The following is a 20,343-nucleotide window of genomic DNA, read 5'->3' as shown; positions in this document are numbered from 1 at the left end:
GTTCCCTACTCCTTGGACTTGATCTTGTTGAGAATGCGATCGGCCTCGGTCCGCCAGTCCGGGCTGCGCGCGAAGTCCTTGGCTCCGCGGGTGCCGAACAGGCCGCCATCGGCGAGATCGGCGACCCAGGCCTGGCGCTCGGCCGTGCCTTCCGCTGACCACGGCGTCAGGCCGATGTCGCGCACGGTCTCGGCGACCTCCCTTACCTCCTCGGCGCGGCGGCGGCCATGCTCGATCACGCGCTGAAAGAAATAGGCGCCCTGCTTCTCCCAGTCGATGCCGGGGAACGTCTCCTGCAGCGAAGCCAGCACCGCATCCTCGACGCCATAGGCGCGCGCGGTGGTGAAGCTCTCGATCACCATCGCCTCGAGACCCTTGATCATGATGCTGCGGCACATCTTGGTCGCCGAGGCCACGCCGAGCTTGTCGCTGGCGAACTTCGCGGCGAAGCCGAGATCGTTGAGCAGCGGCGCCAGTTCGCGCGCGCCGGAGCCGCCGAGCAGCAGCGGCACCTTGATGCGATAGGGCGGCACCGACGTCATGACCGCGCCTTCGACATAGCGTCCACCGGCGCCGTCGATCAGCGCGGCGGCGCGCTGCTTGGCGCCGGGCGAGGCCGAGTTGAAGTCGAGGAACCAGGCGCCTGGCTTGATCGTGGCAGCACAGGCCTGCGCCACCGCCACGTCTTGGCTCGCGGTGACCGCGGAGACGATGAAGTCGGCCTGCGCTGCCAATTCGGCATGCGAGGCTGCGAGCGTCACGCCGATTTCAGCGGCGTGGCTGCGCATCGCGTCGCCCCTAGCGTCAGCCAACTTCACGTCGAAGGCGCAGACGCGCACGCCGTCCTTGCGCAGATCCTCGGCGAGGATCTTGCCGACCTCGCCGTAGCCGATCAGCCCGACATGCCATCGGTTAGAAGGACTTGGGTTGGACGCTGCGGTCATTGCTGCTCAATCGATATATTTGAGCCCGGCCTTCGCCAAGGGCTCGCGCATCTTGTACATGTCGAGTCCGAGCACGCCGGACGCCAGCTTCTCGCGCTTGTCGGCCTCGTTGGCCTCGCGCGCGGCGGCGGCGTCCGCGGCCTGATGCGCGACCGCGGCCGGCACGACGACGATGCCGTCGACGTCGGCGACGATCACGTCGCCCGGATTGACCGCCGCACCGGCGCAGACGATCGGGATGTTGACCGAGCCCAGCGTGGCTTTCACCGTTCCCCGTGCGGAAATTGCGCGCGAGAACACCGGAAACTGCATCTCGGTGAGATCAGCGACGTCGCGCACGCCGCCGTCGATCACGAGGCCCTGGGCACCGCGGGCGCGGAAGCTGGTGGCCAGGAGATCGCCGAAGAAGCCGTCGGTGTTCTCGACCGTGCAGGCCGCGACGACGACGTCGCCGGGCTGGATCTGCTCGGCCGCGACATGCAGCATCCAGTTGTCGCCCGGCTGCAGCAGCACGGTCACGGCGGTGCCGCACATCTTCGCCGTCGGATAGATCGGACGCATATAGCACTGCATCAGCCCGACCCGGCCCATCGCCTCGTGGATGGTGGCGACGCCGAATTTCGACAGCTTCTCCACCGCGGCCTTGTCGGCGCGGGTGATCTTCGTCTTGACGATGCCGAGATTGTTCATGGGGGTGCTCATCGCTCGTCTGCCCTTAAATCACTTGCCCTTGGCCTTCAGCGCGGCGTCGAGACGCGGGAATACGCGCCGCGCATTGCCTTCGTAGATCTGGTGGCGCTGCTCGGGCGTCAGCTTGGCGGCCTCGATGTAGCGCTTGGTGTCGTCGTAATAGAAGCCGGTCTCGGGATCGATGCCGCGGACGGCGCCGATCATCTCGGACGCGAACAGGATGTTGTCGATCGGAATCACGCCGGTCAGCAGGTCGATGCCCGGCTGGTGATAGACGCAGGTGTCGAAGAAGATGTTGTTGAGGAGGTGATCCTTCAACAGCGGCTTCTTCAGCTCCTGGGCGAGGCCGCGGAACCGGCCCCAGTGATAGGGCACCGCGCCGCCGCCATGCGGGATCAGGAACTTCAGGGTCGGGAAATCCTTGAACAGGTCCGAGGTCAGGCACTGCATGAACGCCGTGGTGTCGGCGTTGAGATAATGCGCGCCGGTGGTGTGGAAGCAGGCGTTGCAGCTGGTCGAGACGTGGATCATCGCGGGGATGTCGAGCTCGACCATCTTCTCGTAGATCGGATACCAGTGCCGGTCCGACAGCGGCGGCGAGGTCCAGTGGCCGCCGGACGGGTCCGGGTTCAAATTGATGCCGACGAAGCCGTACTCCTTGATGCATTTCTCCAGCTCGGGAATGCAGGTCTTGGGGTCGACGCCGGGTGACTGCGGCAGCATCGCGACGCCAATGAAATTGTCCGGGAACAGCTTGCTGACGCGATAGCACAGCTCGTTGCAGATCGCGGCCCAGGTCGAGGACACCTGGAAGTCGCCGATGTGGTGGGCCATGAAGCTCGCGCGCGGCGAGAACACGGTGAGATCGCTGCCGCGCTCCTTCATCTTCTTGAGCTGGTTGCTCTCGATGCTCTCGCGCAGCTCGTCATCGCTGATCGAAAGCTCGGAGGCCTTCGGCATCACCGAGGGATCCTTGATGCCCGCGATTTGCCGGTTGCGCCACTCTTCGAGCGCCTTCGGGGCCGTCGTGTAATGGCCGTGCACGTCGATGATCACGTCAGTCTCTCCCTCAAGCTTCTCTGTCTTCCGGGGCGCCGCTCAATGCGCAATCACAGGGCTGCCGACATCCTTGCCGCTGGCGCGGCCTCCCGGTCCCACGGCCTGCTTTACCACAAGGGCGAGCGCCGCGATCAAGCCGGGAACTGCGATCACGGTGAAAATCTCGCTGAAGGTCAGATGGCGGGCCGTGAGCTCGGCGACCAGGAAGGAGCCGGCAATACCGCCGAAGCGGCCGATGCCCATCATCCAGGCCACGCCGGTGGCCCGGCCCTGGGTCGGGTAGAAGGAGGCGGCCAGCGCCGGCAGCGACGACTGGGCCGTGTTCATGACCACGCCGGCGACGAACACGATCACCACCAGCAAGCCGATGTTACCGACCGCCTGGCCGATCAGGAAGATCGTCACCGCGGTCAGGGCGTAACCGACCGCAACGATGCGGTTGGCGTTGAAGCGGTCCATCAGCAGGCCGAAGAACACCGCGCCGACGCCGCCGAGCGGGAACAGCGCCGAGATCAGGGTCGCTGTCTGCGGGTTGAGCCCGACATCCTTGAACAGGACCGGCATCCAGTTGATCAGCGAGTAGAAGATCACGAGCCCCATGAAATAGGTGACCCACAGCATCAGCGAGCCGACGCGCAGCACCGGCGACAGCACCATGCCGATGCCGGTGGCGTTGACGCGCCGGGTGGTCTCGGCATGCTCCGGCTCGAGCATCACGAACTGGCCGACATCGACGGCCGCGGCAGAGATCCTGCGCATCACCTTGCGCACGCGCTCGACGCTCGCGCCGCGCGACAGCAAATAATGCACGGATTCCGGCAGGATCACGATCAGCAGCACGGTCAGCACCAGCGGCGTCACGCCGCCGAGCACCAGCACGCTGCGCCAGCCCCATTGCGGGATCATCCAGGCGGCCAGAAAGCCGCCGCAGGCCGCGCCCAGCGGGAAGCCGCAGAACATCAAATTGGTCATGGTGGCGCGCAGCCGGCCCGGGCAATACTCGCTGAGCAGGGTCACGGCATTCGGCATGGCGGCGCCGAGGCCGATGCCGGTGACACAACGGAGCACGGTGAGTTCGGTCAGGTTGGTCGCGAACGCCGAGGCCAGGCAGGCGACGCCGAAGATCAGCACCGAGCCGACCAGCACCAGCTTGCGGCCGAGACGGTCAGCCACGGGACCGGCGAACAGCGCGCCGGCGGCAAGCCCGAACAGCGCCGCGCTCAGCACCGGGCCGAGCGCCGACTTCTCGATGCCCCACTCCTTGAGCAGCGACGGCGCGATGAAGCCGATCGCAGCGGTGTCGAAGCCGTCGAGCAGCACGATGACGAAGCCGAGCGCGAAGATCAGCCATTGGAAGGCGGAGAACTTGTGATCGTCGAGAAAGGCCTGGACGTCGACGCGGCCGGTCGTTTGCATCGTTTCTGCTTTCCTTAGGGGCTGTTCTTGCTCGTTCGCCGAGGTCCGCAAGGAGCGCGCGTCCGTGCGCGATCAGCCCTGCGCCTGCGGCGGCTTGACGAGATATGTGACCGGGCGCGACAGGGCGCGCCAGCGCCGGGCTGCGTCTATCAGCTATTCCAAAACGGCATAAGATATCAGGTGAGCCATGCTGATTTTAGAATGGGTCTCAACGGGTCTGGGCTGCGGATTGCGCATCACGTAGACGCCCCGGGCTCCACCCTCCCCTGGAGGGGGAGGGTGGCAACCGCCGAGCCGAAACGGATTGCTGCAGTCAACGCGGCAGCTTTCTGATCAGGGCCGTCGCCAGCTTCATCGTGTGCTGGGCCAGCGGGGTCGGCCGCTTGTGCGCTGATGTCACCAGGCACAGCACGCTGGTCGGCGCCGGCTCGGTCAGCGGACGGATCGCGAGCTCGCTCGCGCGCCCGGACGCGGCGACGCCGCTCGGGGTCAGCACGGCGTGGCCGTAGCCGGCGCAGACGAGGTCGATGATCGAGGGCACGCTCGACACTTCCCAGGCGATGTCGAGCTTGATGCCGGCGAGCGCGGCTTGCGTCTCCAGCAGACGCCGCATCGCATGCACCCGCTCCGGCATGATCAGCTGATAGCGTGACAGCTCCGCCATCGGCAGCGGCGCGGTGACCCGGCGCTTGCCCTTGGGCGCGTGGCTGACCAGCGCCAAGGGCTCCTGCAGCACCGGCGTAATTTCGATGCCGGCCTGGGCCTCGGGATTATAGACCATGCCGACATCGATGCGGCCGCTGGTCACCCACTCGACGACATGCGTCGACAACCCTTCGACCACCGCGAGCCGCGCCGCCGGATATTCCTTGCGGAAGCGGTCGATCAGCGGCAGCGTCAATTGCCGCGCGATGCTCGGCGGCAGGCCGATGGTGACGCGGCCGACCGGCGCGTCGCGGCTGGCGCCGAGATCCTCGCGCGCATGCGCCACCAATTGCAGCACGCCGACGCTATGGTCGAGCAGCCGCTTGCCGGCCTCGGTTAGCGCCACCCCACGGCCGTTGCGCGCGAACAGCTGCTGCTTCAATTCGGATTCCAGCGCCCGCACCTGCCGCGACAGCGCCGGCTGCGCCACGTCGAGCACGCTTGCCGCCTTGCTGAACGAGCCGAGCTCGGCGACCTGCACGAAATATTCGAGCTGCTTGAGGTTCATGGCTGGAGGCCTCGAACATCATGCCTCAGTATGCCCAGCCGGCTGCCCCACCCTCCGCTGTCGTCCCTGCGAAAGCAGGGACCCATAACCACCGGGGCCCTCTGTCGAGAAAGAAAGATGACGCAGAGCCGTTTCCAACAATCGGCCGTCCGCGGTATGGGTCCCGGCGTTCGCCGGGACGACGGCGGAGGATGCCGCGGCAGCCTGGCCAACCGTCCTAAGCTTCGCCCCATCAGCCGCCTCATCTCAGTTCAGCACGTTCACCGAAAAATTCAGCGCGGACGCAAACGCGACCCAGCAGGCATAGGGCACGAACAGCAGCGCCGCGATCCGGTCGTCGCGCCATTGCATCACGATGAAGGTCACGATCAGCACGAACATGCTGACGATGATCGCGAACGCCACCCACATCAGATGCGCGGTGAAGAACACCGGCGACCACGCGAAGTTCAGGACCAAATGGCCCCACCACACCTGCATCACCGCACCGCTGCCGACGCGCTCATACGTCCGCCAGCCGGCGATCGCGACCAGGATGTAGAGCACGGTCCAGGCGATCGGAAACAGCCAGTTCGGCGGATTGAACGGCGGCTTGTTGAGCGAGCCGTACCAGGCGCCGGGCATGTTGGAGGCGCCGATGATCCAGCCGCCTCCGACCACGAGGACCAGGAGGACGAAGAGATGCAGGATGGATCGGTTCATATTCCGCTCGGCGTGATTTTCGGGGTCCGTCGATCCGGGACAGGCAGCCATGCTGCCCTGCCGACGCGCCCGCACTGGACAAGGATGGGCCGGGCGCGTAGCCAGGACATAACACAAAGCCAGCAAATGTCAGGGGTTTCGCCTGACGGGCATCGCAGGGACCGGACCGCCGATCACGTCAGCCCCAGGTCCGACTGCCCAAGGAAACGGAGTTCGATCAGTGGCTGATTCCCCGGCCCCCTCTTCAGCCATCGCCTCGATCGCCGCCGTCGAAGCCGGCCTCGCCGCGCAGGGCTATATCGCCAGCCGCCAGATCGCCACCGCCGTCTACCTGTCGCAGGCGATCGACAAGCCGATCCTGGTCGAGGGCCCGGCCGGCGTCGGCAAGACCGAGCTCGCCAAGGCCATCGCCGCCTGGCGCGGCCTGAAGATGATCCGGCTGCAATGCTATGAGGGGCTCGACGAGGCCAAGGCGCTGTATGAGTGGAAATACGCCAAGCAGCTGCTCTACACCCAGATCCTGAAGGACAAGCTCGGCGAGGTGCTCGGCGGCGCGCAGACGCTGCACGCGGCGCTCGCCCAGCTGCATGATTTCGGCGACGTGTTCTTCTCCAAGGAATTCGTCGAACCCCGGCCGCTGTTGCAGGCCCTGCTCGAGCCTGATGGCTGCGTGCTCCTGATCGACGAGATCGACAAGTCCGACGCCGAGTTCGAGTCGCTGCTGCTGGAGATCCTGTCGGACTTCCAGGTCACGATCCCCGAGCTCGGCAGCATCGCCGCCGCCAAGCCGCCGACCGTGATCCTGACCTCCAACTCCGAGCGCAATCTCGGCGACGCCCTGAAGCGGCGCTGCCTGCATCTGCACATCGGCTTCCCGGAGCAGAAGCTGGAGGAGCGCATCGTCGAGAGCCGCATCCCCGGCATCTCGCAAACCCTGCGGCGGCAGCTCGTGGCTTTCATCCATGACATCCGCACGCTCGACCTGAAGAAGCAGCCGTCGGTCAGCGAGACCATCGACTGGGCCCGCGTGCTGGTGCTGCTGCAGGCGGCCGAGCTCGGCCATGAGGTGGTCAAGGACACGCTCAACGTGCTCTTGAAATACGAGTCCGACATCGAGGTGGCGCTGCCGCAGGTGACGACCTTCGTCGCCAAGGCGCAGCGCCAGAACATCTTCGGATAGGGCCCATGCAGGAGAACCTGCATCGCTTCTTTCGCGCCGCTCGCGGCGCCGGCGTGCATGTCTCGCCGGCCGAGAGCATCGACGCGATGCGGGCAGTGGCGCGCGTGGGCCTGTCCGATCGCACGGTGCTGCGCGACAGCCTGCTGCTGACCTTGGCCAAGAGCGAGGACGAGAAGAAGGCGCTCGGCGCCTGCTTCGACCTGTTCTTCGCCCATGTCGATCCGGCACAGGCAGAGACGAACGAGGGATCAGAGGAGGCGGCGCAGACCGAAGCCCAGCCAGCGCCGACGTTGGGGCAGCAGACCGGCAAAGCGAATACCGAGCTCGGCCCCCTTGCCCAGATGCTGCTCGCGCAGAGCACGGCCGAGATCTCGGCTGCGATCGCCAACGCCTCCAGCGCCGTCGGCCTTTCCGAGATCCGCTACTTCACCCAGCGCGGCCTGTTCTCCAGCCGCATGCTGGAGACGATGGGCATCCAGCGACTGCGCGACGATCTGGACGCACTGACCGAAAGCAATCCCGCGCTGGCCGAACGGCTGCAGGCCGGGCTCGATGGCCTGCGCGACACCGTGCGTGATGCCGTTGCGCAGGCGCTCGCACTGTACGGCCGCGAGGAAACCGAGAATTTGCGCCACGAGATCCTGCGCAACGCGCAGCTATCGCGCATTGAGCCGCGCCAGGTCGCGGCGATGCGGGCGCTGATCCGGCAGATCGCCCGCCGCCTGCGCGAGCGCTACAGCAAGCCGCGCAAGCGCCAGCGCCGCGGCCATCTCGACGTCCGCCGCACCCTCCGGCGTAACGCCGCCTGGGGCAGTGTGCCCTTCCTCACCGCGTGGAAGCGGCGGCATCGCGACCGCCCGAAGATCGTGGCGCTGTGCGACGTCTCCGGCTCGGTCGCGCGCGTCTCCGACTTCTTCCTGCTGCTGATCCACAGCCTGCATGACGTCGTCAGCGACGTCCGCTCGTTCGCGTTCTCCGGCCACCTGATCGAGGTCAGTGGCATCCTCGAGCAGAAATCCGCCGAGGAGGCGATGGCCGAGATCATGTACAAGGTCGGCTTCGGCTCGTCGGACTACGGCAGCTCGCTGGTCGATTTCGAGAAGCAGTTCATGGCCTCGGTCACGCCGCAGACCACCGTGATCGTGCTCGGCGACGCCCGCAGCAACAAGCTCGACCCACGCGCCGACATCCTGAAAGCCATCTCGGAGCGCGCCAAGCGCGTGGTCTGGCTCAACCCCGAAGGGCGCGTGACCTGGGGCTGGGGCGATTCCGAGATGCCGCGCTACCAGACCTTCTGCAACGTGGTCCGCCCCTGCGCGACCGCGCAGCAGCTGGAGCGCGCCGTCAGCGATATCGTGTCGGCGTATCAGTAGCCCCCGCTCTCACCCCCTCATTGCGAGCGCAGCGAAGCTGCGCGCCTCCCAATGACAACATGATGGAGCAGCGCGTCGGGGCCTTGGATATCTCTCCCATTCGGGCCCAAGGACAATCCCGCGGTATGGGTCCCGGCGTTCGCCGGGACGACAGCGGTGGTTGTCGCTCGACTGGGGCAGTCCTACACAGCTGTGCGCTCCACTCACAACTGTCGTCCCGGCGAACGCCGGGACCCATAACCACCGGCCGGAACGTGAGGCACAACTGGTTCTGACACCTGATGACACCGGTCCCGAGTCCACGGGGCGCGCCGACTAAAATCTATCAGCACAAGATGGTCAGCACGGCTGCTATCACACAGCATCGACAAACAGGCAATCGCGCAGGCACGCCTTTGCCCACGCTATTCAGCCGATCGCTGATCTACCGTCCCCCGGCCGCCCGCTTCAGCAACGCCGCGCGCTGCTGATCCGTAAAACTCACACCCGACTTCTTCTCCACCACTTTCACCGCCCATGATCGCATCGGATCATCATCCACCCGCGCCGGCTCGCGCAGGATAGCGACGCCGATCTCCAGCATCTTGGCGTCGGCCTGATGCTCGATGCCGCCGCCGCTACTGGCCAGGGCCAATGCTCCGGCCGCAGCGCCGACGGCGGCCGCCAGCGCTGTCGTTACGAAGAGTTTCCAGTCCAAATTCGCCCCCTGCTCTCACCCGCCACTGCGCCGCCACGCTCGAACAGGTTTTTGTCTACGCCAAGGCGATGTCTGGCCCTTCGTTCGGCAGCAAGCTCATCAAGCGACCATATTTGTTCGGTCCGTGACGACGCACGGCGCGACAACTGTGATCCCGTGTGTGACTGCCCGTCGCGTTACCATGTCGCAGCGCTCAGGCCTTGTGCCGTCGGGCAAATCAGACCGATGGTTGCGGCCATCCTGCTTCGCGAAGAGGGGCGTACGCGTCGTCACGATACGTGAGGCAGGCTGCGATGGACGCGGCTTGCATCATGCGCATCTCGCGCAGACGAGTGATGTAGCGGCGTACGGTGAAGTCGTGATGTCCTGATACCCCGATGCTGGTATCACGTGCGTGACAATGCCCAGCGCATTGCGCGCGCCATGGTGGCCAACAAGCCCGGTGCACCAGGGAGACCACGTATAAGCCGTCAGACCATCGCGCAGGGAAGGCCGGAATGTTCGGCCCACCTGTGGTTCCTGCCCCGTGCACTTTTTTCGCACGGGGGCCGCGGGTGTGGTGGACACCCGGCCTTCCCTGCGCCCTCGATTTCAGGAGGGCGAACGAGACCAGCACAGCTCGGACGCATCTGCGCCGCGAGAGGGCAATGTCGCACGCCGAGGTGTGGTCGAAACCGCGTCGCGGATTTTGCTTCAATTATCCCCGAGCCGAGACCGGTGGGAGGAACGCATGCGCACGGCGGAGCCCGGCTTCACAGCATTTTACGGAGATCTCCATGGTCTCGCGCCTCCCGCTCGAACGTCGCCCTCAGCGCGGCACCACCGCGGTCGCCTCGATCTCGACGCGCGCGGCCTTCTCGACCAACCGCACCACCTGCACCAGCGCCATCGCCGGATAGTGGCTGCCGAAGATCTCGCGATAGATCCTGCCGAGATCCTTCAGGTTGGCGAGATACTCGTCCATGTCGACGACGTACCAGGTCAGCCGCACCAGATGCTCCGGCCCGGCGTTGCCCTCGGCCAGGATGGCGGCGATGTTCTGCAGCGCCTGCCGGACCTGCGCCACGAAGCCCTCGGCCAGCGTCTCGTTCGCGTCCCAGCCGATGACGCCGCCGGTCACGACGATCCGTCCGTCCGCGCTGATGCCGTTGGCGTAGCCCTTCGGCATCGGCCAGCCGCTCGGCTGCAGGACGCGCAGGCCTTCGCCCTCCTCCTGCTTCACCACGGCGAGCGTGGGCGCTTTGGTCGTGCTCACGAACGTCTCTCCCTGTCTCTGCTACGCGCCCGTGCCCGACGATGGCGCAGCGGCGGCCTGTGCGATCGCGCGCAGGGCGAACCGCTTCAGCTTGCCGGTCTCGGTCTTGGGCAGCTGCGTCACGAACTCGATCACGCGCGGATATTTGTACGGCGCGATCTCGCGTTTGACATGCTCCTGCAGCTCGGCCACGAGCGCCGGGGTGCCTTCCGCACCCGGCGCCAGCACGACATAGGCCTTCACGACCATGCCGCGGGCCTCGTCGGGCGCACCGACCACGCCGCATTCGGCGACCGCGGGATGCGTCAGCAGCGCGGCCTCGACGTCGGTGCCGGCGATGTTGTAGCCGGACGACACGATCATATCGTCCGACCGCGACTGGTACCAGAAGTAGCCGTCCTCATCCATGACATAGGTGTCGCCGGTGACGTTCCAGCCGTTCTGGACGTATTTGCGCTGACGCTCGTCGGCGAGATAGCGGCAGCCGGTGGGACCGCGCACCGCGAGCCGCCCCATGGTCCCCGGCGGCACGTCGCGGCCTTCATCGTCGATGATCTTGGCCTCGTAGCCCGGCACCGGTTTGCCGGTGGCGCCGGGCCGGATCTCGTCCTCGACGGCGCTGATGAAGATGTGCAGCATCTCGGTCGAGCCGATGCCATCCATCAACTTCAGCCCGGTCGCCTTGAGCCAGGCATCGAAGGTCGGCTTGGGCAGCGTCTCGCCAGCGGAAACGCATTTGCGCAACGAGGAGATGTCACGGCCTTCGAGCTTGCCGAGCATGGCGCGATACGCCGTCGGGGCGGTGAAGCAGACGGTCGCCTTGTAGCGCTCGATGGCCGACAACAGATCGTCCGGCGTCGTCTTCTCCAGCACGACATAGGAGGCGCCGATATGCATCGGAAACAGCACGCCACCGAAGCCGAAGGTGAAGGCGAGCGGCGCCGTGCCGATGAAGCGGTCGCCCTGATTGGCGCGCAGCACGTTGCGGGCGTAGCCATCGCAGACCGCCAGCATGTCGCGGTGGAAATGCATCGTGCCCTTCGGGTCCCCGGTGGTACCCGAGGTGAACGCGATCAGGCAGAGATCGTCGGAGGCCGTATCGACCGCGGTGAAGTCCGGGCTGGCATCCGCGATCAGCGCTTCCAGCGCGTCGGGCCGGCCGTTGCCCCAGTACAGGACCTGCTTCAGCGCCGGCGCGACCGCGCGCGTCTTTTCCATCTCGTCGGCGAGCTTGCCGTCGCACAGCGCCAGCGCGATCTGCGCCTTCTGGATCGGATAGGACAGCTCTTTGGCGCGCAGCAGCGGCATGGTGGCGACCACGATGCCGCCGGCCTTGATGACGGCCAGATAGGTGGCAACCATCATCGGATTGTTCGCGGAGCGGAGCAGCACGCGGCCGCCGGGCACCAGGCCGAGCTTGCTGACGAGCACGTTGGCGATCTTGTTCACCAGGGCCTGCAGCTCGGAATAGGTGTAGCTGACCTCGGTGCTGATGATGCAGGGCGCATCGCCCCGCCCTTCCTCGACCCAGCGGTCGACGAAATGCGTCACACAGTTCAGCCGTGGCGGATAGTGGAATTCGGGCCGGCTGAACACGAAGTCGGGCCACAGCTCGCGCGGCGGCAGATTGTCCTGAGCGAAGGTGTCGACATGGGCGCTATGCGCCTTTGCGCTGTCCGGAAGTTGAGCTTTGGCGGCGGTGGCCATCACAGGCTCCTGTCTGAAAGGAAAGACGCCCGGTACGTTTCAGTCCTAAACATTTTAGACTTAAAACATCTGGACGCAAGAGCCGAAGATTGTGCACTGCCAGCAAATTGTTTGAGCGTTTGCCGCGCGCAGCAGCGCCGCCTGCGACGTCCTGTCAGGCTCGCGTCAATCCTGCCGGCGCTGCACGGCTTTCTGCGCCGATCCCTTGGTCTTGGCGAGCAGCCGCATCAGCTCACGCACGTCCTTCTCCGTGAGATCGCCGAAGATGTCCGCGATCCAGGTCTCGTGCTCGGCCGCCATCTTGCGGAATTCGGCGCGGCCGAGCTTGGTCAGGCGGATCACCTGAACCCGACGATCGGTCTCCGAAGTGCGGCGATCGAGATGGCCGGATTCGACCAGGCGCTCGACCAGCCCGGTCACGTTTCCATTCGAAACCATCATGCGCTTGGAGACATCGGACAGGGTCATGCCATCAGGCGCCTTGTCGAGCTGCGCCATCAGGTCGAAACGCGGCAGGGTCACGTCGAAGCGCTCGCGCAGCCGGCTGCGGATCTCGCCCTCGATCAGGGTCGTGCAGGTGAGCAGGCGCAGCCACAGCCGCAGCTCCTCGGCATGGTCCTCGGGCAGCTCGACGGCCTTGGTCTCGGAATCAAGCGTCATGACGGAATCACTTGGGCACGTTCAGCCTCGTCCAGCGAGGCTCGCGAGTTTGACCTTCAGGACCTTCCGGGAGCAAGGAAAAACGTACCGTCCCCTGTGGCAGAGGAGGAAGGACGGTAATTCCTTTAACCTTCAAGCAATTGGCGCGCTGCTTGCATGCAGCCGAAACCGCCGTTCACCGCAGGCAGCTCGCTTGCGGGTAAGGGCGTCATCGGACTAGGCTTGAGACCAAGCTGCGGTCTGACGCATCATCTGGTCAGGTGCAAAAAACATAAACCTGAATTTCCGCATCCGGGGGAGTTGTCATGAAAGTGAGTTCGAAGCTGGTCAGTCTCGGCGCTGGACTTGGCGTCGTCGCGTGCCTGCTGGCGCAGCCGACGCTGGCCGCCGACAAGATCAAGATCGGCGTCATCGTCACCCTTTCGGGGCCGGCCGCCGCGCTCGGCGGGCAGGTCCGCGACGGCTTCAATCTCGCGATCAAGGACCTCGGCGGCAAGATGGGCGGCAAGGACGTCGAGGTGGTCGTCGCCGACGACGAGCTGAAGCCGGACGCCGCGATCACCAAGGCCAAGGGCCTGCTCGAGCGCGACAAGGTCGACTTCGTCGTCGGCCCGATCTTCTCCAACATGCTGCAGGCGATCCACCGCCCGATCACGGAGAACAAGACCTTCCTGATCAGCCCGAATGCCGGTCCGTCGAGCTACGCTGGCAAGGAGTGCAGCCCGTATTTCTATGTGACGTCGTACCAGAACGACCAGGTGCACGCGGTTCTCGGCAAGGTCGCACAGGACCGCGGCTACAAGAAGATGTATCTGCTGGTGCCGAACTATCAGGCCGGGCGCGATAGCGTCGCCGGCTTCAAGCTCGACTACAAGGGCGAGATCGTCGAAGAGTCCTACGTTCCGCTCAACACGCTCGACTTCCAGCCCGAGCTGTCCAAGATCTCCTCGCAAAAGCCGGACGCCGTGTTCACCTTCATGCCGGGCGGCATGGGCGTGAACCTCGTCAAGCAATTCAAGCAGGCGGGCCTTGCCGACAGCGTCCCGGTGCTCTCCGCCTTCACCGTCGACGAGTCCACGCTCCCTGCGCAGCAGGATGCCGCGGTCGGAATGTTCGGCGGCGCCAACTGGGCACCGAATTTCGACAATCCGCAGAGCAAGAAGTTCGTCGCCGGTTACGAGGCCGCCTACAACAGCGTGCCCGGCACCTACGCCATGCAGGCCTATGACGCCGCGCTGCTGATCGACAGCGCCGTGAAGGCGGTCGGCGGCGACCTCAGCAACAAGGATGCCGTGGCCGCGGCGCTGAAGAAGGCCGATTTCGCCTCGCTGCGCGGCAACTTCAAATTCAACACCAACGGCTACCCGATCCAGGACTTCTATCTAACCAAGGTCGCCAAGCGTCCGGACGGCAAGTTCCAGACCGAGATCGTGCAGAAGGTGTTCGAGAACTACGCCGACCGCTACGCCAAGGACTGTGCGGCCAAGTAAAAACACGGAGCGAAACCAACATGAGCCATCCGGAAATCGCCGGCATCACCCGGGCCAATGAGGGCATCCAGGGCATCTCCTGGAACATCCTCGGCCAGATCTATGTGCCGAAGAACCGCACCGAGCACAGCTTCTCCTGGCATGCGACGTTCCCGGTCGGCACCTTCGTGCCGCCGCACATCCATCCCGACCAGGACGAATATCTCTACATCCTCGAAGGCCGGCTCGACTTCTTCCTCGACGGCGCCGAGGAATACGCCACCGCCGGCGACACGGTGCGGCTGCCGATGGGCAAGCCGCACGGCATCTTCAACAAGTCGCAGCAGACGGCCAAGACGCTGTTCTGGGTGTCGCCAACGCGGCGGCTCTACGAGCTGTTCTGGGCGATCCACAACATGCGCGAGCAGAACCCCGACGACGTGGTCAAGCTCGCCGCCGAGCACAACATCCACTTCCTGCCCCCGCCTCCGGGGGCGTGAGGATCTGATGCTACGAGGCTTGCCGCGTGACCATCCGCGCGGCAAAGCCGGCCCGGCTGGCATAGCCGCGCACGATGCCCTCGCGGGCCTCGTAGTTCAGGATGGTGTTGATATCGGTGAAGCCCTGCGGCGCAAGCTGCTCGACGGCATCGATGACGCCCTCGGGGCCGCCGCGGCGGTTCGAGGCAACGATCTCGGCGGTCATCGGCAGCCGCTTCTGCTCATAGGCCATCAGCGCCTGGCGCGGATGCTCGGAGCGGGCCAAGGCATCGGCGAGCGCGCGGGCATCGAGAATGGCCTGCGAGGCGCCGTTGGAGCCGACCGGGTACATCGGATGCGCGGCATCGCCTAACAAGGTGACGCGGCCGCTCGACCAGGTCGGCAGCGGATCGCGGTCGCAGCAGGGGTACTCCCAGAACTCCGGCGTCGCCCGCACCATGGCGGCGAAGTCGACCTGGGGAATGGAGAAGCCGTTGACATGCGGCATCAGCTCGTCCGTCTTGCCGAGCCGCGACCAGTCCTCACGCCGCGGCGGCGCGGTGTTGGCATCGCCGATGCGCACCAGCACGGCCCAGTTGGTGAGGCGGGTGGCGGGGCTCGAGCCCTCGGCGATCGGATAGATCACCGCCTTGGCGTTCAGGCCGCCGGCGATGATCATCGACCGCCCGGTCAAAAACACCGGCCAGTCGGTGGCGCCGCGCCACAGCATCAGGCCGTTCCAGCACGGCGCGCCCTCGTTGGGGAACAGCGTCTGCCGGACCTTAGAATGGATGCCGTCGGCGCCGATCAGCACGTCGCCACGGACGGTGTGGACATGAGACCCGGTGCGATCGAAGAAATAGGCGGTGACCCCACCCTCGTCCTGGGTGAAGGCGCCGAGCCGGCAGCCGGTGTGGACCTTCTCCGGCCCGAGCCGCTCCACCACGGCCTGGTGGATCACGCTCTGCAGCCGGCCGCGGTGGATCGAGAATTGCGGCACGTCATGGCCGGCGTCGAGCCCGCGGGTCTCGTGCCAGACCTCCTGGCCGCGCCGAGTCAAGTAGAACAGCTCATAGGTCCGGATGGCGACTTCGTCGAGCCGGTCCAGCAGCCCGAGCTGGGCGAGCTCGCGGATCGCATGCGGCAGGGTGTTGATGCCGACGCCGAGCTCGCGGATCGCATCCGCCTGCTCGAACAGCTCGCAATCGATGCCGCGCGCCCGCAGCATCAGCGCCGTGGTCAATCCACCGATACCGCCACCAACGATGATCGCCTTCATCGCGCCCTACTCCACTCGCACCAGACGTATCGAGCCCCAGCGTGGCATGGAGGCTCACTCCGCCGCAAGCGGCTTCGACGCCTCGGCCTTCAGCTCCGCCCGCGTTTTCGGCTTAGCCTTAATCTTCAGCTCCTCGAAATCCTGCCGATCCCGCACGCTGTTGCGGACGATCTGCTCTTTGCCCGGCAGATATTGCGGCGGACAGAACATGTCGGCGCCATACCAGGCCGCGGCCCTCGTGGTGAAGGCGGGATCGACCAGATGCGGACGGCCGAGCGCGACGAGATCGGCGCGGCCGGCGGCGAGGATGGTGTTGACCTGATCGGCCGAGGTGATGTTGCCGACGCACATGGTGGCGACATGGGCCTCGTTGCGGACCTGATCGGAGAATGGCGTCTGGAACATGCGGCCGTAGATCGGCTTGGCCTCGCGCACCGTCTGACCGGTCGAGACGTCGACGAGATCGACGCCCGCTTCGCCGAAGGCGCGGGCGATCAGCACCGCGTCGTCACCAGCGACGCCGCCCTCGGCCCAGTCGGTGGCCGAGATGCGCACCGACATCGGCTTGTGCGCCGGCCACGCCGCGCGCATCGCGGCAAACACTTCCAGCGGGAAGCGCAGCCGGTTCTCCAGCGCGCCGCCATACGCGTCGGTCCGCTTGTTGGTCAACGGCGAGATGAAGCTCGCCAGCAGATAGCCGTGGGCGCAGTGCAGCTCGAGCATGTCGAAGCCGCAGCGCTCGCCACGCTCGGCCGCGGCGACGAAATCGGCCTTGATCGCGTCCATCGCCGCGCGGTCGAGCTCGCGTGGCACCTGGCTGTCAGGGAAGTACGGCAGCGGCGACGCCGACACGATGTCCCAGCCGCCCTGCTCCAATGGCCGGTCCATGCCGTCCCACATCAGCTTGGTCGCGCCCTTGCGTCCGGCATGGCCAAGTTGCAGCGCGAACTTGGCTTGCGAGTTGGCGTGAACGAAATCGACGATGCGCTTCCAGGCGGCCTCCTGCGCGTCGTTCCACAGACCGGCGCAGCCGGGCGTGATGCGGGCCTCGCGGCTGACGCAGGTCATCTCGGTGAACAGCAGACCGGCGCCGCCGATCGCGCGCGAGCCATAGTGCACGAGATGGAAATCGCCGGGCACACCCTCCGCCGCCGAGTACATGCACATCGGCGACAGCACCGCGCGATTTGCGATCGTCATCTCGCGCAGCTTGAGCGGCTGGAACATCGGCGCGACCGGATTCTCGACGTCGACGTCGAAGCCCTTCGCGCGAACCTGCCGCGCGAACGCCTTGTCGACCTCGGCCACGAAATCCGGCGCGCGCAAGGTGAGATTGTCGTAGGTGATCGCCTTCGAGCGCGTCATCACGCCGAACGCGAACTGCACCGGATCGAAATCCCAGAAGCGGTCGACGTGCTCGAACCAGACCAGCGACACGTCGGCGGCATGCTGCGTCTTCTCGACCTCCTCGCGGCGGCCATGCTCATAAAGATCCAGTGCGGCCGGAATACTGGGCGCGCGCTGCATGGCGTCAGCCAACGCGATCGCGTCTTCCATCGCGAGCTTGGTGCCCGAGCCGATCGAGAAATGCGCGGTCGACTTGGCGTCGCCGAGCAGCACCATGTTGTCCTTGACCCAGCGCTTGTTGCGGATCATCGGGAAGTTGCGCCACATCGAGCGGTTGATCAGCAGCGGATGATCACCGAGGAACCAGCCGAAGATCTCCTTCATGCGGTCGGCGGATTGCCGCTCATCGAGCCCGGTCAGGCCGGCCCGCTCGAAGGTCTCTGGATCGGTCTCGAAGATCCAGGTCGAATGGCCCGTCTCGTACTGATAGGCGTGCGCGATGAACGGGCCCCACTCCGTCTCCTGGAAGATGAAGGTGAAGGCGTCGAGCGGCTTGGTCGATCCCATCCACGCGAACTTGTTGGCGCGCAGATCGACCTCGGGCTGGAAGTGATCGACGTATTTCTGGCGGAAGCGGCTGTTGATGCCGTCAGACAGGATCAGGAGATCCGCATCAGCGAATTGCGACTCGTCCTCGAGGTCGACCTCGAACTGCAGGGTCACGCCCAGCTCGCGCGCTCGCTCCTGCAGGATTCGCAGCAGCGTGCGGCGCGAGCAGCCGCAGAAACCATTGCCGCCGACCCGGTGGACCGTGCCGCGGAAATGCACGGCAATATCATCCCAGTAGGCGAATTCCTGGGTGATCCGCTGGTAGCTCGGCAGGTCATGCTTCTCGAAATTGTCGAGCGTGGCATCGGAGAACACCACGCCGAATCCGAACGTGTCGTCGGCGCGGTTGCGCTCGTAGACCGCGATGTCGGCGCTGGGCCGCTGCTTCTTGAGCAATATCGCCGCATAGAGACCGGCAGGTCCGCCGCCGATGATCGCGATCTTCATGAGCGCCTCCACTGGAGAGCCGAGCCAATGAAAATTATTTTAACCCTAAAATATCTCCTGGCAAGCCCCTTCGGTTCCCTCCGCTTGTCAATTGCCCTGGAAGACCGGCTTCGACTTGGCCGCGAAGGCCTCGAAGGCGCGGTTGAAATCCTCCGTCGTCATGCACAAGGCCTGGGCAACTGCCTCGGCTTCGATCGCCTCCTCGACCGACATCGCCCATTCCATCGCCAGCATGCGCTTGGTCATCGTGTTGGCGAAAGTCGGGCCGTTCGCGATCTCGGTTGCCAACACCACGGCCTGCGCCAGCACGTCGGCGGGGGCGACGATGCGGCTGAAGAAGCCCCAGCGCTCGCCCTCGTCGGCACTCATGAAGCGGCCGGTGTAGAGCAGTTCGGACGCGCGGGACTGACCGATGATGCGCGGCAGGATCGCGCAGGCCCCCATGTCGCAACCGGCAAGGCCGACCTTGTTGAACAGGAACGCGACCTTGGCACCGGTTGCAGCCAGCCTGATATCGGAGGCCATCGCAACGATCGCGCCAGCGCCTGCACAGATTCCTTCGACCGCCGCGACGATCGGCTGCGGACAGGCCCGCATCGCCTTGACGAGATCGCCGGTCATCCGGGTGAAGGCGGTCAGACCCTTGGTGTCCATCTTCACCAGCGGACCGATGATCTCGAACACGTCGCCGCCGGACGAGAAATTGCCGCCTGCACCGGCCACGACGATCGCCTTGACGTCATCGTCGAACGCGCAGGCCCGGAAGAAGTCGGTCAGTTCGCGATAACTCTCGAAGGTCAGCGGGTTCTTGCGCTCGGGCCGGTTCAACGTCACGGTCGCGACGCGATCCTTGACCGCGAGCAGGAAATGGCTGGGCTTGTAGTCCGCCAACGGCACGGTGACGGGATTGGCGTGTCTCGACATGTCAGCTTCCTTCCTTCAAATCTTATCGTTGGGCGTTACGGTCTACACCTCGCCGCCGGCCACAGCGATCGCCTGTCCCGTGATCGCACCGGCACCGCTGCCGCATAGCCACAGCACGGTATCAGCAACTTCCTGCGGCATGATGAGCCGCCCCTGCGGATTATGCTTGGCAAGCTCGGCGATCGCCTGCTCCCGGCTGCGGCCGGTCTTCTTCATGATGTTGTCCACGCTGTCGGCGACGAGATCCGTATCGGTGAAGCCTGGGCAGACTGCGTTGACTGTCACGCGCGTCGCAGCCAGCTCCAGCGCGAGCGAGCGCGTCAGGCCGACGACGGCATGCTTCGCTGCGGTGTAGGCGCTGACGTAAGGATAGCCCTTGAGCCCTGCCGTGGACGCGACCGCAACGACGCGGCCATAGGACTTTGCCCTCATCGCCGGCAGCACTGCCTGCACGGCATGCACGACACCCATGAAATTGATGTCGATCATACGACGGAACAGCGCGGCATCCGATTTCAGGAACGGGGCGGACTCGGCACTTCCGGCATTGGCAATCAGGATGTCGATCGGCTGGCGCGCAACAGCGGCGGCAACGGCCGCGTTCATCGCGGCCTGATCGGCAACATCGGCAATGGCGGCGTAATCGGCGCAGCCGGCTGCGATCGCCTCATCGAGCGTTGCGCCGTTGCGCCCGACGATCGTCACGGTTGCGCCGGCAAGCTTCAGGGCTTGCGCGATCTCGCGGCCGATGCCGCGTCCGCCGCCCGTCACCATCGCATGCGCAGCTGCAGGCAATCCCGACACGCGCGCCTCCTCATCTCTTGCAATACGATCGCGGCCTCGAAGTTATTTTAAACTTCAAATTTTTGCAACAACACGCCCGAAGCGCCTTG

The 20,343-nt window shown here is 65.5% G+C and carries 18 protein-coding genes; 4 read left to right on the top strand and 14 right to left on the bottom strand.

Features of this window, described 5'->3' with window-relative positions; genetic code table 11:
- Positions 1–5: 5 nt before the first annotated feature.
- From QX121_RS18635 to QX121_RS18610, 6 genes are all read right to left on the bottom strand, one after another.
- Entirely contained in the window at positions 6–944 is a 939-nt protein-coding gene (locus QX121_RS18635) for an NAD(P)-dependent oxidoreductase (RefSeq protein WP_315812715.1), read from the bottom strand.
- 6 nt (positions 945–950) lie between these two features.
- Positions 951–1,646, bottom strand: coding sequence for a 4-carboxy-4-hydroxy-2-oxoadipate aldolase/oxaloacetate decarboxylase (gene ligK / locus QX121_RS18630; RefSeq protein ID WP_011925385.1), 696 nt, complete (start codon positions 1,644–1,646; stop codon positions 951–953).
- A gap of 18 nt (positions 1,647–1,664) precedes the next feature.
- Entirely contained in the window at positions 1,665–2,690 is a 1,026-nt protein-coding gene (locus tag QX121_RS18625; RefSeq protein ID WP_315779435.1) for an amidohydrolase family protein, read from the bottom strand.
- A 42-nt stretch (positions 2,691–2,732) separates the two neighbouring features.
- Positions 2,733–4,109 (bottom strand): MFS transporter, encoded by a 1,377-nt coding sequence (locus tag QX121_RS18620; protein WP_315812714.1) that lies wholly within the window; start codon positions 4,107–4,109, stop codon positions 2,733–2,735.
- A 313-nt stretch (positions 4,110–4,422) separates the two neighbouring features.
- A complete protein-coding gene (locus QX121_RS18615; protein WP_315812713.1) occupies positions 4,423–5,322 on the bottom strand; it encodes a LysR substrate-binding domain-containing protein in 900 nt (299 codons plus the stop codon).
- Between the two features lie 246 nt (positions 5,323–5,568).
- Positions 5,569–5,982, bottom strand: a complete 414-nt coding sequence (locus QX121_RS18610; RefSeq protein ID WP_315812770.1) for a TspO/MBR family protein — start codon at positions 5,980–5,982, stop codon at positions 5,569–5,571.
- Between the two features lie 262 nt (positions 5,983–6,244).
- Here QX121_RS18610 and QX121_RS18605 point away from each other — a divergent pair, with 262 nt between their 5' ends.
- Both QX121_RS18605 and QX121_RS18600 read left to right on the top strand, forming a co-directional pair.
- On the top strand, positions 6,245–7,204 hold the full coding sequence (locus QX121_RS18605; RefSeq protein ID WP_315773062.1) for a MoxR family ATPase: 960 nt from the start codon (positions 6,245–6,247) through the stop codon (positions 7,202–7,204).
- 5 nt (positions 7,205–7,209) lie between these two features.
- A complete protein-coding gene (locus tag QX121_RS18600) occupies positions 7,210–8,577 on the top strand; it encodes a vWA domain-containing protein (RefSeq protein ID WP_315812712.1) in 1,368 nt (455 codons plus the stop codon).
- Positions 8,578–9,001: 424 nt separating this feature from the next.
- On the opposite strand, the gene QX121_RS18595 is transcribed toward QX121_RS18600, so the two are convergent.
- From QX121_RS18595 to QX121_RS18580, 4 genes are all read right to left on the bottom strand, one after another.
- Positions 9,002–9,274 carry a hypothetical protein gene (locus QX121_RS18595; protein WP_315812711.1) on the bottom strand — a complete coding sequence of 91 codons (273 nt, stop codon included), beginning with the start codon at positions 9,272–9,274 and terminating at the stop codon, positions 9,002–9,004.
- Positions 9,275–10,082: 808 nt separating this feature from the next.
- Positions 10,083–10,529, bottom strand: coding sequence for a RidA family protein (locus QX121_RS18590; RefSeq protein WP_315741182.1), 447 nt, complete (start codon positions 10,527–10,529; stop codon positions 10,083–10,085).
- A 21-nt stretch (positions 10,530–10,550) separates the two neighbouring features.
- Positions 10,551–12,236 (bottom strand): benzoate-CoA ligase family protein, encoded by a 1,686-nt coding sequence (locus QX121_RS18585; RefSeq protein ID WP_315812710.1) that lies wholly within the window; start codon positions 12,234–12,236, stop codon positions 10,551–10,553.
- 165 nt (positions 12,237–12,401) lie between these two features.
- On the bottom strand, positions 12,402–12,896 hold the full coding sequence (locus tag QX121_RS18580) for a MarR family transcriptional regulator (RefSeq protein WP_315741180.1): 495 nt from the start codon (positions 12,894–12,896) through the stop codon (positions 12,402–12,404).
- Between the two features lie 305 nt (positions 12,897–13,201).
- Between QX121_RS18580 and QX121_RS18575 the strand changes: the two genes are divergently transcribed.
- Positions 13,202–14,386 (top strand): ABC transporter substrate-binding protein, encoded by a 1,185-nt coding sequence (locus QX121_RS18575; protein ID WP_315812709.1) that lies wholly within the window; start codon positions 13,202–13,204, stop codon positions 14,384–14,386.
- 20 nt (positions 14,387–14,406) lie between these two features.
- Positions 14,407–14,865 (top strand): cupin domain-containing protein, encoded by a 459-nt coding sequence (locus QX121_RS18570; protein ID WP_008963203.1) that lies wholly within the window; start codon positions 14,407–14,409, stop codon positions 14,863–14,865.
- 10 nt (positions 14,866–14,875) lie between these two features.
- On the opposite strand, the gene QX121_RS18565 is transcribed toward QX121_RS18570, so the two are convergent.
- The 4 genes from QX121_RS18565 to QX121_RS18550 all read right to left on the bottom strand — a co-directional run bounded on the left by QX121_RS18565 (position 14,876) and on the right by QX121_RS18550 (position 20,254).
- Entirely contained in the window at positions 14,876–16,123 is a 1,248-nt protein-coding gene (locus tag QX121_RS18565) for a flavin-dependent oxidoreductase (protein WP_315812708.1), read from the bottom strand.
- Between the two features lie 54 nt (positions 16,124–16,177).
- Positions 16,178–18,526, bottom strand: coding sequence for a bifunctional salicylyl-CoA 5-hydroxylase/oxidoreductase (locus QX121_RS18560; RefSeq protein WP_315812707.1), 2,349 nt, complete (start codon positions 18,524–18,526; stop codon positions 16,178–16,180).
- Positions 18,527–18,613: 87 nt separating this feature from the next.
- A complete protein-coding gene (locus QX121_RS18555; protein ID WP_315812706.1) occupies positions 18,614–19,450 on the bottom strand; it encodes an enoyl-CoA hydratase family protein in 837 nt (278 codons plus the stop codon).
- Positions 19,451–19,492: 42 nt separating this feature from the next.
- Positions 19,493–20,254 (bottom strand): SDR family oxidoreductase, encoded by a 762-nt coding sequence (locus QX121_RS18550; RefSeq protein WP_315812705.1) that lies wholly within the window; start codon positions 20,252–20,254, stop codon positions 19,493–19,495.
- Positions 20,255–20,343 lie beyond the last annotated feature (89 nt).

Source organism: Bradyrhizobium sp. SZCCHNR2028 (assembly GCF_032380995.1).
GTDB lineage: Bacteria > Pseudomonadota > Alphaproteobacteria > Rhizobiales > Xanthobacteraceae > Bradyrhizobium.
This window is presented reverse-complemented; position numbering and strand designations above follow the sequence as displayed.

Excerpts from the sequence above, each read along its gene's own strand:
- QX121_RS18585 (WP_315812710.1), bottom strand. The coding sequence starts at position 12,236 with ATGGCCACCGCCGCCAAAGCTCAACTTCCGGACAGCGCAAAGGCGCAT.
- QX121_RS18600 (WP_315812712.1), top strand. The coding sequence starts at position 7,210 with ATGCAGGAGAACCTGCATCGCTTCTTTCGCGCCGCTCGCGGCGCCGGC.
- QX121_RS18555 (WP_315812706.1), bottom strand. The coding sequence starts at position 19,450 with ATGTCGAGACACGCCAATCCCGTCACCGTGCCGTTGGCGGACTACAAG.
- QX121_RS18615 (WP_315812713.1), bottom strand. The coding sequence starts at position 5,322 with ATGAACCTCAAGCAGCTCGAATATTTCGTGCAGGTCGCCGAGCTCGGC.
- QX121_RS18565 (WP_315812708.1), bottom strand. The coding sequence starts at position 16,123 with ATGAAGGCGATCATCGTTGGTGGCGGTATCGGTGGATTGACCACGGCG.
- QX121_RS18570 (WP_008963203.1), top strand. The coding sequence starts at position 14,407 with ATGAGCCATCCGGAAATCGCCGGCATCACCCGGGCCAATGAGGGCATC.
- QX121_RS18575 (WP_315812709.1), top strand. The coding sequence starts at position 13,202 with ATGAAAGTGAGTTCGAAGCTGGTCAGTCTCGGCGCTGGACTTGGCGTC.
- QX121_RS18560 (WP_315812707.1), bottom strand. The coding sequence starts at position 18,526 with ATGAAGATCGCGATCATCGGCGGCGGACCTGCCGGTCTCTATGCGGCG.
- ligK (WP_011925385.1), bottom strand. The coding sequence starts at position 1,646 with ATGAGCACCCCCATGAACAATCTCGGCATCGTCAAGACGAAGATCACC.
- QX121_RS18635 (WP_315812715.1), bottom strand. The coding sequence starts at position 944 with ATGACCGCAGCGTCCAACCCAAGTCCTTCTAACCGATGGCATGTCGGG.
- QX121_RS18580 (WP_315741180.1), bottom strand. The coding sequence starts at position 12,896 with ATGACGCTTGATTCCGAGACCAAGGCCGTCGAGCTGCCCGAGGACCAT.
- QX121_RS18620 (WP_315812714.1), bottom strand. The coding sequence starts at position 4,109 with ATGCAAACGACCGGCCGCGTCGACGTCCAGGCCTTTCTCGACGATCAC.